Genomic DNA, 12,360 nt, shown 5'->3' with positions numbered 1-12,360 from the left:
GACTCTACTGCAATCCTCCGCGGATCGAGGTGATGCGGTTGGTATTGAAGCCCAGCCAGTGCATGCGCCCGATGTAGCGGGCGTGCTCGACCTTGATACAGCGGTCCATTACCACGGACAACCCGCCGCTCTCGGCGATCTCGGCGGCTCTTTGGCTTATCACCGTGAACTGACACCAGAGGTTCTTGGCGCCAATCGCGGCGGCCTCCTCCGCAATCGCGGGAACGGCTTCGGGGGCACGAAAGACGTTGACGACGTCGACGGGAACGGAAACCTCGGTCAGATTCGGGAAGCTCACCTCACCGAGGATCTCCGTCTCTCGGGGATTCACGGGTATGACGCGATAGCCGTGACGCTTGAGATAGTAGCCGACGAAGTAGCTGGCACGAAGGACGTTGGCCGAAAGGCCCACTACCGCGACCGTCTTGGCGTTGTACAACACCCGCTGGATCGTCTCCGGGTCCTGGAAGCGGGTCAGATCGAAGCTCATGCGCGCACCGCCTCGACATCACTCGCCCGTCGCGCTGCCGCGAAGCCTTGCTCGAGATCCCAGATCAGATCGTCGACGTCCTCGATGCCCACCGAGAGGCGTATGGTGCCGGGACGGACGCCCGCGGCTTCGAGCTCGGCCTCGCTGAGCTGGCGATGTGTGGTGCTGGCCGGATGAATGATCAGGCTCTTGGCGTCTCCTACGTTGGCCAGGTGCGACCAGAGATCGACCCCTCCAATGAAAGCCTGGCCGGCCTCGCGGCCGCCCTTCACGTCGAACGAGAACACGGCGCCCGCACCCTTCGGCAGATAGCGCTCGACGAGCGGACGGTAGCGGCTTCGAGACAGTCCCGGATACGTCACCCGCTCGGCCATCGGATGGGCATCGAGGAATCGAGCGACCGCTAACGCATTCGAGACGTGCCGTTCCATCCGGAGTGACAGTGTCTCGAGGCCCTGGAGGAAAAGGAACGCGTTGAACGGGCTCATCGCCGCTCCGAGATCGCGAAGCGTCTCGGCGCGCAGTTTCATGAGGTACCCGTAGGTTCCGAAGGTCTCGTGAAAGGCGAGTCCGTGGTAGGCGGGGGAGGGGTCCGCCACGACGGGAAATCGTCCGTTCGACCAGTCGAAGAGGCCCGACTCGACCACGACTCCGCCGATGCTCGTGCCGTGACCGCCAATGAATTTCGTTGCCGAGTGCACGACGATGTCACACCCCCACTCGATCGGCCGGCAGAGATAAGGTGTCGCGAACGTATTGTCGATCATGAGAGGCGTCCGGTGGTCGTGTGCGAGACGAGCGACGGCTTTTATGTCGAGCACGTTCCCGCCGGGGTTTCCAATCGTCTCCGCGAAAACGAGCTTGGTATTCTCGCGAAGGGCCCCTTTCCACCCGTCGAGATCATCGGGATCCACGAAGGTGAGATCGACAGACAGCTTGCGGAAAAAGTGCTTGAGCTGGTTGACCGATCCGCCGTAGAGGGCGCTCGACGAGACGACGTGATCGCCAGGTTGCAGCAGCGTGAAGAAGGCGGCCGCCTGGGCGGCGATGCCGCTCGAGAAAGCGACCCCGCCGCATCCACCCTCGAGGTTGGCCACGCGCTCCTCGAAAGCCGCGACCGTGGGGTTCATGATCCGGGAATAGGTATTTCCGTACTCCTTGAGGTTGAAGTAGGCAGCGGCCGACTCGGGATCCTCGAACACATAGCTCGTCGTCTGAAAGATCGGGACCGCGCGCGCTCCGGTATTGGGATCGGGCCTCTGCCCCGCGTGAACCTGACGCGTGTCGAAGCCAAAGGTTCGGGTTCGCTCGAAGTCTTCCATATCGGAGTTACCTCCCCGCTCGCCGGACGTCGTCGTAGACGCGGGCGAGGAAATCGCGGACGATCGGCGTCTGTCGCGCCTCCTCGAGAAGAAAGGAGTCGTGCCCGTAGGAGGTCTCGATGACTTGGATCTCGACCTCCTTTCCCGATGCCCCGAGCGCCTTGGCGAGCGCCTGCGAGTTCTCCGGCGGGTAGAGCCAATCCGAGCTGAAGCAGACGAGAAGCGTCTTGGCCTCGAAGCCGGCCACGGCCCGCTCGAGGCTCCCGCCTCCGTACTGCCGCGCCAGATCGAAATAGGAGAGCGCTCGGGAGAAATAAAGATAGGTGTTGGCATCGAAACGATTGACGAACTTGGCCGCCTGGTGTCTCAGGTAGCTTTCGACTTCGAAGTCGGGCTCCGTCAGCGTATAGGAGATCTCTGCGGCATTCGTCAGCCGCCGCCCGAATTTCGCCGCCATCGACTGCGCGGACAGGTAGGTAACGTGGCCGACCATGCGACCGATGCCCATACCCGCGCCAGGCGCCCGTCCGGTACCGTAGTAGTTCCCGTCCTGCCAGTCGGGATCCGCCATGATGGCGTTTCGGGCGATGGCGTTCCAGGCGACGCCCTGAGGGTTCAAAGCCGCCGTGCTGGCGATCGGAACGATGCTCTTCACGTCGTTCGGGTAGTTGTAGGCCCACTCGAGCGCCTGCATCCCTCCGAGCGACCCCCCGGAAACGGTGAGAATCGACTCGATCCCGAGCTCATCGAGAAACGCACGCTGCGCGTGCACCATGTCGGCAACGGTGATCACGGGGAAATCGAGGCCGTAAGGCTTGCCGGTCTCGGGATTGGTCGACGACGGGCCGGTCGAGCCCCGACAGCCTCCGATGAGGTTCGTGCTCACGACGTAATATCGATCGGTGTCGAAAGCCTTTCCCGGGCCGATCATGCCGTCCCACCAGCCGAGGCTTTTCTTGGAGTCGATCGCGCGTTCCTCCGCGCCGAAACCATCCAGAGCGCTTTCTTGGGCTTCCGCTTCGCTCCAGCCCGCGGCGTGGGCATCACCGCTGAGCGCATGGCAGACCAGAATGACGTTGTCCTTTCGGCGAGTGAGCTCGCCGTAGGTCTCGTAGGCGATGCGAACGTCGGAAAGCTTCTTCCCGCAGTCGAGCATGAGGGGCTCGGGCAGGTCGAGAAACTGTGTTCGAACGATGCCGACTCCGCCCTCGCGTGCCACGGTCCCCATGGTCGGCATAATAGCCTCTCGGACGCTGACGGGGCCATTCGTTGTGTTTAAACGATCCAGGCTCCGCGGCACGACTTCAAGTATTACTTGAAGTCGGCGACCACGTGTTCGCATTACGAGATCCTCGAGCCGTCCGGGTGGTATGGGTACCGTCTTCCGGCTATTCACTCATGGTGTCTTATATGACACCATCGCAGCGGGTGCGAGTAGTATTGGATACCAACGTCCTCGTTGCGGGGATTCGGTCGCCGGAGGGTGCGTCCCGTGAAATCCTTCACCTCGTGAGTGAGCAGGTGTTGACGCCTGTTGTGAGCGTACCGCTGTTCACGGAGTACGAGAGTGTGATGAAGCGAGAGGAATTCCTCGAGAAGACCGGTCTGACAGCGCGCGATGTAGACGCAATTTGGGAACATCTTCTCCGGCGATCCAAACTCCAGAGGATCAACTTTCTCTGGCGACCCATGCTGTCGGATCCAAAAGACGATTGCATTCTGGAGTGCGCAGTCAACGGAGATGTGGCCTCGCTCATCACATTCAACAAGAGGCACTTTCCCGGCATTGAGTCGTTCGGAATCATGCTTCTGACGCCGAGCGAACTGCTGGCATCGGGCGCGGGACGAAAGAAATGACAAGACGGACAACGATTCGATTGGTGCCACCGCTGCAAGACGAGCTTTCAGCGTTGGCGGAGGAGATGGGCATCTCCTACAATCAACTGGTCAACTACGCGCTTGCTCGTTTTGTGGAATCGCAGAAGGGAATCGCGATGCTCGAGGAGCGGGCTCGGCGAGGCACGAAGAGCGGCTTCGTGAACGCTCTGAAGAAGGCGGACCGCAAACGTCGCAAGGAGAAAGCCGAGACTGCGGAAGGGGACCGGATCCCATCGAGCTATACCCGAGAGGCCATGATCGCCTGGCTCGAGCGAAAGAAAGAGCGCGATTCGGAAGCTTCGTGAGCGCCGTTCGCCGTCGGACGGAACGATCGTCGGTAGAGGATTGCGGTACTGATGACTCTCGCCGCCTTTTGGCGTCGGTCCCTGAGAACTGTCCGCGCCCGTTCGCGGGTGCTGAAGATGCCGAGCAGGATGGCAGAAAGAACGACGCGGCGGGTAACCCAAACGTCAGCGCGAAGACCTCGTCCACGAAGCCCGAAGAGTCGCATCCCGAAGTAGCCGACAACGACCACGGCGAGTCCTGCGGCAATGCGAGCGGCGAGCAGTTCAGCGTTCTCGGTGATCGTGGGGCGCAGTTGTGACGGCGTCGCCAAAAAACCAAGCTACGTCGGGGGCTCTTCATTTCGGTTACACTTCGGTGACGAATGGCACTCGAAGACGAGTTCCGCAATTACACCAACAAGCAAGCCTACGAAGCGGTATTCGCGCGGCGGATGATGCTGCGCGAACACCCCGACGATACACGGGTCCTCGGTAATTCACAGAGGGAAGACTTCCTTCCCTTCCTTCATACAGTGTTGAAACAGTTGCCCACGGCTGCCCACATCCTGGACGTGGGCGGCGGTGCGGGAGACATTGTCGATCTGGCGCTCGCGCGCGTTGAGGGCGCAACGATCCACGTCGAGGAACCGAACGAGGCGTTGCTCGAAAAATACCGGCAACGCCTATTGGTCCATCCGTCACTCAAGTGCGGGAGTCTTCATCCGGTGCCCGTAGAGCGATTACCGCTGCCCCTGAGCAGCGGAGGTTCGGAGATTCGTTGCGATGCGGTACTGGCCATTCACATGCTCTATTTCGTGGCCGATCTCGTGGATACGCTTCGAGCCTTATACGGTTCTCTTCGAGCGGGCGGTGTTTTGTTCGTCGTAATCGCAGACCAACTGATGTCGACGACGGGCCGTGCTGGAAGGTTTCACTACGCTCGTATCGGGGACGAGAGCCGCGTCCACGAGCTCGATGAGCGTTGGGCTCTTCGTGAGGAACTGCTCGGTCAAGCGGGCATCGCCCCTCTTCTGGACCCAGCGTCTCCACCCACGGTCGAGGTGCATCGAACCGAGAGCTGGTTATTTGGCCGGGAACCCGATGACGTTGTCGCGATGTGTCTGGCGGGGGAGCTCCTATCGGCGGACGATGAGATGTTCGATCTTCGGAAGCTTCTAAGCTGTAGGGCTTTCCTCGACGAGCACGGGGACACGGTCCAGTTCGGGGTCGAGGATCGCCCCATCCCCCAAAAGGGATGGTACCGAGCCATACAGCCACAGATCGTGACCGTAATTCGCCGAGGAGCCTAGGGGGTCGCCTTGATTCCGCCCTCCAAATAGAGAGGACTCGGGCGGGTGAAGACTGCGGGTGATTTGGCTCGTTAGAGCTGAAGCGGCTCGTCGCCGCGCACTAACCCATGTCTCATGAGGGGAGCGCATCTCAAGCCAGGTGCTCGTTGACTCAGGCTGCGAACACGTGTTCGTTGCCACAGCACCTTCTGCAGCTTAAATGGTCAAACCGGTCACCGAGGAGGACGATGGTGGCGGAATGGGAAGGGGTCAGTCTCGTCTACCTCCAGAAATGCCTCGCCGAGCTCGAGCGACAGGTTTCGTCGATGCGCTAGCTGCGTCTCCGGTCAGGACGAGATCGGGTCGTCGCCGCCACACCTCCTCACGGAAGCTTTCCCGTCGATGGTCCGGAGCGACCCCAGAGCGCGCACCCGGAAGCCTTCTGCGGTTCCAGCGCAGAACGTTCGAACCGATACTGAGACAATCGAGTGATATCTTTGCGCAGAACGGCAGGGTCGCTGCTGTTTGGAGGCATATCAGGAAGAATTGAGCACGGTATTCCCGACGTCGGCAACAGCCTAAATCCGGTGCGTCGGCCTGATCGGTATTGTTCTTGGGTGGAAGCGAGCGGACCTCGATGATTCGACTCGCCAGTAGGCAAGGAATAAGGGCGCCTGGTGAAGACGTTCCAAAGGTTCGAAGTGGGACAGGGAGACATCTCGGCCGCGGTGGGTTGGTATCTCGCAGATCTTGGGGAAGCCCGAGGGAAGCAGGAGCTCTTCCGAAGGCAGTCACCTCAGATGCTGAAGGTGTTGAGGGAGCATGCCATCATCGAGAGTGCGGTTTCCTCGAACCGGATCGAGGGGGTTACCGTGGACCAGGCGCGGTTGCAGACCGTACTTTCTGGAAAGTCCCAGCTCAGGGATCGAAACGAAGAGGAAGTACGGGGGTATCGGAACGCCCTGAAGCGAATTCACGACCAACACGCGAACGAGCGCGTTTCCGTGAAATCGATTCAGGAGCTCCACCGAATCGCCCGGGCGGGTGTCGGTGACGCCGGAGAGTTCAAGACGAGAGATAGCGACATCATCGAGCGTTATGCGAACGGCACCGTTCGCGTGCGGTTCCGGCCGGTACCCGCGGCCGAAACACCGCATTTCATGGACGGGCTCGTCGAAAGCTGGCATCGATGCCTGCAGGAACGATGGTTCCATCCGCTCATCGCCCTAGGGGCCTTCAGCCTTGATTTCCTCTGTATTCATCCGTTTCGAGACGGGAATGGCCGGGCATCACGACTGCTTCTTCTGCTCCAAACCTACCATCTCGGCTTCGAAGTCGGCCGCTACATCAGCCTCGAGCGGCTCATCGAGGAGAACAAAGAGCGCTACTACGAGACGCTGGAAATCGGATCCCAAGGCTGGCACGAGGGGAAGCACGACCCGTGGCCGCACATCGGCTACATTCTATTCATCCTAAAGGAGGCTTACCGCGAGCTCGAAGAGCGGGTCGGCCAGCTCAAGAGTCCGCGTGGGGCAAAGACGGAGCTGGTTCTGGCGGCGGTAAACGCTTTTCCCGGCGAGTTCGCGCTCGTGGAGCTCGAGCGGGCGTGTCCTGGGGTCAGCAGGGATATGCTTCGTCGCGTTCTAGGGCAGCTCCGAAGAGCAGGCCAGCTCGAGAGTCGAGGAAGAGGGCCGGCGGCCCGGTGGCGAAAGAAGAGGTAATACCCTCTAATGAGGGTAATAGAGAGGGTAACAACTCCGCATTGAGGGGTAAGCCACTGGTTCGACCAGTGAGACATGAAGAGTGTTCAGCGTTGCCGGAGTAAGGCTCTCCTCACGGTGGCTTGCTGGGAACACCGAAAGGGAAATCGGTGATGCACGGCTATGTAGTAGAATGTGGATAGAAACATGAATGTGGATTACTATGGATAAGATTATTGGCGTCACCGAGCTCCAACGCAGGTTCAAGGCCGTCTTCGACGAGGTGGCGAAGGACCGGATTGCCTACATCCTCACTCGGGGCAGCCGTCCCGAAGCCGTCATGATTCCCTACACGCAATATCAGAAGTTCGTACGGCTTGATGAATCCGGAGTACTGTCGCGATTCGACAAGCTCCTCGAGCGTATGGAATTGGCGAACGCTCGTTATTCGGACGAGGAGGTCGAGCACGATCTGCAAGAGGGGACTCGCGAGGTTCGTGCACGTAAACGTCGAGCCTGAATGCGGGCTGTCATCGATACCAACATCCTCATCCGTGCACTCATCAAGCCAACCGGCAGTGTAGGGCCCATACTTCGGAGGCTGCGGGATGGCGACTTCACGGCCGTCTATTCCGAATCGCTCTTGGATGAGCTCTTGGAAAAGCTCGCATTGCCTGGAATCCGGGACAAATACAAACTGTCCGACACCGACGTTTCCGACTTTCTGGCTCTTCTGGCGTTGCGTGGAGAGATGATCGAGCCGAAGCGTAAGGTCAACGTCTGCCGTGACCCGGATGATGACATGGTGATCGAGGCGGCCCTCGAAGGGCAGGCCCGGTACGTCGTCACCGGCGATCGAGACTTGCTCAGCTTGGAGAAATTCGAGGCGGTGGACTTTGTGACTGCGCGAATCTTCCTGCAAGTTCTCTGACAGATGAGTTCGTGAAAGCGTCCCCGAGGCCGAGAGGGCATTCGAAGGGGAGAGAGCCTCGGATGGTGCGCTTGCGGCGCGGCGTCGACCCGCCGGCCTTTCTGTCGGGGCGGAAATCAGATTCCACCGTGTCTGTCGAGCGCGAATGGGGGCCTGGGATCCCGCCCGCAGATCTGCGAGAATCGCCGCATGACGGCACTTGTTCACACTCTGCGGACGTTCCAGAAGCGGCCGCTTTTTACCGCGGCGGTGGTCGCCATTCTCGGGCTCGGCATCGGTGCCACCACCGCCGTATTCAGCGTCGTCAATGGTTTGCTGTTGTCGCCGCTTCCGTACCCCGAGGAAGACCGTCTCGTCCGGATCTCGAAGAACGACCTCCAGCGCGGCTGGTCGCACTATCCGGTCTTGTACGAAGAGCTCGAAGCCTGGCGGGAGGCGAGCGAGAGCTTCGAGGGGATGGCGGCGCTCTGGTACACGGGACCGTCCGACAAGGCTGTCACCATCGACGGAGCTCATCGTTCGGTCAGCGTGCTTCCCGTCACCGCGGATTACTTCGACGTCCTCGGAGTGAGCGCGCTCGTCGGCCGAACCTTCGTGCCCGCCGACGAGGACGGGGGCGACGCACCCCCGGTCGTCCTGAGCTACCGAACGTGGCAGAGCTTATTGGCGTCGGATCCCGGCGTCGTGGAAACGATCCTTCCGATCCCCGGCGATGGAGCGGGCTATCGCGTCGTCGGTGTCTTGCCTCCCGGGGTCGACTACCCCGCGAGCGCGGAAATCTACCAGGTACCGAGGTGGAGTAAGGACCAGTACTTCGAAGCGGATGTCCTTGCGCGACTCGCACCGGGCGTCTTGGTCGAAGAGGCGCGCGCGGAGCTCCGGACCATTCGGGCTCGACTCACCGCCGAGGACCCCCAGAAGTTTGGCGACATGGATGTCGTCATCACGCCGCTCCTCGAAACCATCGTCGGGGACGTCCGCGTCGCGCTCTGGCTCCTTTTCGGGGCGGTCGGCGTCGTGCTCCTGATCGCAGCCGCGAATGTCGCCACCTTGTTATTCGTGCGCGGCGCGGAGCGGGATCGGGAGCTCGCGATCCGCGTCGCCATGGGTGCGGGAAGGGCTCGGCTCACCCGTCAGCTTTTCGTCGAGACGCTGGTTCTGGCCGCCGTCGGAGGCGCCGCCGGGCTCGTGCTCGCGCGCTGGGGGCTGTCGGCGCTCCTCCTGCTGCTTCCGGATACGCTTCCCCGAGCGGAGCGCATCGCTCTCGATGGGAGCGTCCTGGCTTTCGCGGTCATTATGACGCTCCTCGCGGCGATTTCGTCGGGCCTCGCTCCCGCCTGGAAAGCGTCGAGCCAGGATGCGCTCTCGACGCTCCGGCGAGGCCGGGGCGTCTTCGCCGATTGGCGCACGATGAGCGTTCTCGTCGTGCTCGAGCTCTCGCTCGCTTTCGTGCTCGTCGTCGGGGCGGGCCTGCTCGGGCAGGCGTTTTTCGCCCAGACGCGGATCGAGCGCGGTTTCGAGCCGACGAACCTGACGTTTGCGGCGCTCCAGATTCCCGACGGCAAGTACCCGATGTTCGGATCCTTCGCATCGCGGATCGAGCTGATGGATCGCCTGACCGAGAGAGCTCGAGCGATTCCCGGAGTCAGCGACGTGACCGCGGTGCAGCATCCTCCCGGGAGCGCCGATGCCGGGGTCACCGGACCGATTTCGGTCGAGGGGCAGACAGAGGACGAGCGGGAACGCAACCCGATGGTCAGCATCGAATGGGTGCCGGAGAGCTACTTCGAGACCCTGGGCATGACGCTCCTGCGCGGACGCCCGTTCCATCGAGGTGATCGCGCCAACGAGCCCCGGGTGGCGATCGTGACCGAGAGCTTTGCCGCCCACCATTGGCCTGGCGAGGATCCGGTTGGAAAGAGGCTCGGAAACGGCACGACCATGGCGTACACCACAGTCGTCGGCGTCGCCGCCGACGTGCGCTACCGGGAGCTTCGAAAATCCTGGCTCGATGTCTACTTTCCCGTGGGTCAAACGTTCAACGACGGGCCGCGGGGAGGGTACTACGGAGGCCGGGCTCTGGTCGTGCGCTCGGTTTACGACGCCGAGACTCTGGCACCGGCGCTTCGCGCCGCCGTGCGGGAGATCGACCCCGATATTCCCGTGGAGAGCATCGTCTCTCTGGACGCCATCCTGGACCGCGAGGTCGCGAGACCTCGCTTTCAAGCGCTGATGCTGGGACTCTTCGCGGGCACGGGGCTCCTCCTCGCCGCGGTGGGAATCTACGGCGTCATGGCGACGGTGACCGGCGCTCGCGCACCGGAGATTGGCATTCGACTCGCGCTCGGCTCGACGCCTCGTGAAGCGGTGGGAGCAATCTGGAAGCGTGGCGCCGCAATCAGCGCCCTCGGGATTGGACTGGGTGTCATCGCCGCGTTCGCCACCACGCGGCTACTGGCGAGCTTGCTCTATGGCGTCAGTCCGCTCGACCCCGTGAGCTTCGCCGGTGCCACGTTGTTCTTGGCTATCAGCGCACTTCTGGCCGCTTACCTTCCGGCGCGCCGGGCGGCTCGCGTGGATCCGGCTATCACGCTGCGTCACGAATGAAGGCGCGATCATCGCGCCACGTTGCCGAACCCCACGGCGATCAGGGCGACAAGGATGGCGAAAGATCCCCCAAAGGAGTAAGGCGATTCGGGTGGCACGGTCCGCCTTCTCCTCCTCCCACCACTTCCGAGGGCGAAGCCCCTGGATCAGAAAGGTGACGACGGCGCTCAAATTGACGCAGATGACGTTCGTCGCCAGCAGAAGCGCCGCGCCCAGGGACGACTGCTTCCTGGCTGCGGCGCACCGACACTTGAACGAGACGAAGCGGCACTGGGGAGTCCACCCGAACCAATGACAAGTAGCTCGCGGCCTGAATGGGCCTCGTGAGCTCTTGACTCCCGTCCTGACCTCGGGTCGAATGCATCGGTCGTGCCCACCCGGCTCGCCCCTCTCGACGTCGCTGTCCTCGTCGCCTACCTGGCGCTCATGCTCTATCTGGGCGTGCGGGGCTGGAAGCGGAGCCAGAGCTCGAGCGGCTATCTGGTGGCGGGCCGAAGCCTCGGCTACGGAATGTACGTGGCGTGCTTATCGGCCGTGGTCCTCGGAGGCGCTTCTACCGTTGGTGGGACGAGGCTCGGCTTCGAGCACGGGCTCTCGGGAATGTGGATGGTGTTCATGATGGGCGCGGGCGTCATGGCGCTCGGGCTCTTCCTGACGAATCGCGTCTCGAAGCTCCGGGTTCTCAGCATCAGCGAGATGCTCGAGCTCCGATACGACGCGAAGGCGCGTCTCGTGAGTGCGGTCATCATGGCGATCTATGCGGCGCTCATTGCCGTCGTCCAGGTGATTGCCATCGGCACTCTCCTGACCGCCTTTCTCGGCTGGAGCTTTTGGGCCGGGATGCTTCTGGGAGGAGCCGTCGTTCTGTTTTACACATTTCTCGGTGGTATGTGGTCGGTCTCGATGACCGACTCCGTGCAGTGGGTCCTGATGACGGTGGGAATTTTCTTTCTCGCCGTTCCCATGGGGCTCGCGAGAGTGGGGGGCTGGGGAGCGCTCACGCGAGAGCTTCCGCACACGTTTTTCCGGCTCGACGCCATCGGCTACGGTGAGATTCTCTCTTTCTTCCTCCTGTTCTGTCTCGGGCTCGCCATCGGTCAAGACATCTGGCAAAGGGTCTTCACCGCGAGGGACCCGACCGTCGCCCGGCGCGGCACCATCGTCGCCGGCGCCTACTGTGCGGCCTATGCCGTCGCGACCTCGGTGATCGGAATGATCGCTGCGGTCGCGTTCCCGGAGCTCCAAGACTCTCAGATGGCCTTCGCCACCGTCGTCGTCGACCTGCTGCCTCCGGGAGTGACCGGCATCGTTCTCGCGGGAACGCTGTCGGCTTTGATGTCGACGGCCAGTGGAACGCTTCTGGCGTCCTCGACTCTCATCGCGCACGACGTCTACCGGCGCTTCCTGGTGAAGGACGTTTCCGACGAGGTGTTTTTGCGCAAGACCCGGCTCGTGACGGGCGTGCTCGGAATCATCCTCATCACCATCGCCCTCTGGATCCAGGACGTCATTGTCGCCCTCGACATCGCTTACACGCTTCTCTCGGGCTCGCTCTTCTTTCCCATCGTTGCCGGCATGGTCTGGAATCGGGCGACGGCGTCGGGGACGCTCGCCTCGATGGGCCTGAGCGCCGTCGCTTCTTCCCTGGCCATGGCGACCTGGGGTGCGGGCTCGACACCATCCATTCTCGTCGGCCTGGGGACGAGCTTCGTAACTCTTGTCGCCGTGAGTTACTGGCCGGGGCTCGCATTTCGGAATAAAGGGGGAAGGATTCGAGTGTCCAAAGAACGCATCGGCCCGAAGACGTGACCTCGCGGAGCTCATCCCGAGATGTCGCTCGGAGAAGCTCTAACGTTGAT

11 protein-coding genes are annotated in these 12,360 nt (G+C 62.0%); 8 read left to right on the top strand and 3 right to left on the bottom strand.

What is annotated here, in order from left to right; genetic code table 11:
* Window positions 1–4: 4 nt before the first annotated feature.
* Genes VEK15_31135 through VEK15_31125 form a run of 3 tightly spaced genes read right to left on the bottom strand, consistent with a single transcriptional unit; the run spans window position 5 to window position 3,049 of the window.
* Window positions 5–490, bottom strand: coding sequence for a CoA-binding protein (locus VEK15_31135; protein ID HXV65190.1), 486 nt, complete (start codon window positions 488–490; stop codon window positions 5–7).
* Window positions 487–1,812: an O-acetylhomoserine aminocarboxypropyltransferase/cysteine synthase family protein gene (locus VEK15_31130; protein ID HXV65189.1), complete on the bottom strand. Its 1,326-nt coding sequence runs from the start codon at window positions 1,810–1,812 to the stop codon at window positions 487–489. The genes VEK15_31135 and VEK15_31130 overlap by 4 nt, the downstream gene beginning before the upstream one ends.
* A 7-nt stretch (window positions 1,813–1,819) precedes the next feature.
* The gene (locus VEK15_31125; protein ID HXV65188.1) at window positions 1,820–3,049 is read right to left on the bottom strand and encodes a homoserine O-acetyltransferase; all 1,230 of its coding nucleotides are present in this window, start codon (window positions 3,047–3,049) and stop codon (window positions 1,820–1,822) included.
* A gap of 161 nt (window positions 3,050–3,210) precedes the next feature.
* On the opposite strand from VEK15_31125, the gene VEK15_31120 reads away from it, so the two are divergent.
* The 8 genes from VEK15_31120 (at window position 3,211) to VEK15_31085 (ending at window position 12,310) form a co-directional block, all read left to right on the top strand.
* On the top strand, window positions 3,211–3,669 hold the full coding sequence (locus tag VEK15_31120) for a putative toxin-antitoxin system toxin component, PIN family (GenBank protein HXV65187.1): 459 nt from the start codon (window positions 3,211–3,213) through the stop codon (window positions 3,667–3,669).
* Window positions 3,666–3,995, top strand: coding sequence for a hypothetical protein (locus tag VEK15_31115; GenBank protein ID HXV65186.1), 330 nt, complete (start codon window positions 3,666–3,668; stop codon window positions 3,993–3,995). Before VEK15_31120 ends, VEK15_31115 begins: the two co-directional genes overlap by 4 nt.
* Window positions 3,996–4,357: 362 nt before the next feature.
* The gene (locus VEK15_31110; protein ID HXV65185.1) at window positions 4,358–5,284 is read left to right on the top strand and encodes a class I SAM-dependent methyltransferase; all 927 of its coding nucleotides are present in this window, start codon (window positions 4,358–4,360) and stop codon (window positions 5,282–5,284) included.
* A 656-nt stretch (window positions 5,285–5,940) separates the two neighbouring features.
* Window positions 5,941–6,984 (top strand): Fic family protein, encoded by a 1,044-nt coding sequence (locus VEK15_31105; GenBank protein ID HXV65184.1) that lies wholly within the window; start codon window positions 5,941–5,943, stop codon window positions 6,982–6,984.
* A 202-nt stretch (window positions 6,985–7,186) separates the two neighbouring features.
* The gene (locus VEK15_31100; GenBank protein ID HXV65183.1) at window positions 7,187–7,483 is read left to right on the top strand and encodes a type II toxin-antitoxin system Phd/YefM family antitoxin; all 297 of its coding nucleotides are present in this window, start codon (window positions 7,187–7,189) and stop codon (window positions 7,481–7,483) included.
* A complete protein-coding gene (locus tag VEK15_31095) occupies window positions 7,484–7,894 on the top strand; it encodes a putative toxin-antitoxin system toxin component, PIN family (GenBank protein HXV65182.1) in 411 nt (136 codons plus the stop codon).
* Window positions 7,895–8,083: 189 nt separating this feature from the next.
* Window positions 8,084–10,501, top strand: coding sequence for an ABC transporter permease (locus VEK15_31090; GenBank protein ID HXV65181.1), 2,418 nt, complete (start codon window positions 8,084–8,086; stop codon window positions 10,499–10,501).
* 369 nt (window positions 10,502–10,870) lie between these two features.
* The gene (locus VEK15_31085) at window positions 10,871–12,310 is read left to right on the top strand and encodes a sodium:solute symporter (protein HXV65180.1); all 1,440 of its coding nucleotides are present in this window, start codon (window positions 10,871–10,873) and stop codon (window positions 12,308–12,310) included.
* Window positions 12,311–12,360: the final 50 nt, after the last annotated feature.

The organism is Vicinamibacteria bacterium, from assembly GCA_035620555.1.
GTDB lineage: Bacteria > Acidobacteriota > Vicinamibacteria > Marinacidobacterales > SMYC01 > DASPGQ01.
Note: the sequence above shows the minus strand (reverse complement) of the source record. Positions and strands in the feature narration are given on the sequence as shown.

What these genes read in the sequence shown, in the direction of transcription:
- VEK15_31110 (HXV65185.1), top strand. Translation starts at nt 4,358, where the DNA reads ATGGCACTCGAAGACGAGTTCCGCAATTACACCAACAAGCAAGCCTAC.
- VEK15_31090 (HXV65181.1), top strand. Translation starts at nt 8,084, where the DNA reads ATGACGGCACTTGTTCACACTCTGCGGACGTTCCAGAAGCGGCCGCTT.
- VEK15_31100 (HXV65183.1), top strand. Translation starts at nt 7,187, where the DNA reads ATGGATAAGATTATTGGCGTCACCGAGCTCCAACGCAGGTTCAAGGCC.
- VEK15_31125 (HXV65188.1), bottom strand. Translation starts at nt 3,049, where the DNA reads ATGCCGACCATGGGGACCGTGGCACGCGAGGGCGGAGTCGGCATCGTT.
- VEK15_31135 (HXV65190.1), bottom strand. Translation starts at nt 490, where the DNA reads ATGAGCTTCGATCTGACCCGCTTCCAGGACCCGGAGACGATCCAGCGG.
- VEK15_31130 (HXV65189.1), bottom strand. Translation starts at nt 1,812, where the DNA reads ATGGAAGACTTCGAGCGAACCCGAACCTTTGGCTTCGACACGCGTCAG.
- VEK15_31115 (HXV65186.1), top strand. Translation starts at nt 3,666, where the DNA reads ATGACAAGACGGACAACGATTCGATTGGTGCCACCGCTGCAAGACGAG.
- VEK15_31120 (HXV65187.1), top strand. Translation starts at nt 3,211, where the DNA reads ATGGTGTCTTATATGACACCATCGCAGCGGGTGCGAGTAGTATTGGAT.
- VEK15_31095 (HXV65182.1), top strand. Translation starts at nt 7,484, where the DNA reads ATGCGGGCTGTCATCGATACCAACATCCTCATCCGTGCACTCATCAAG.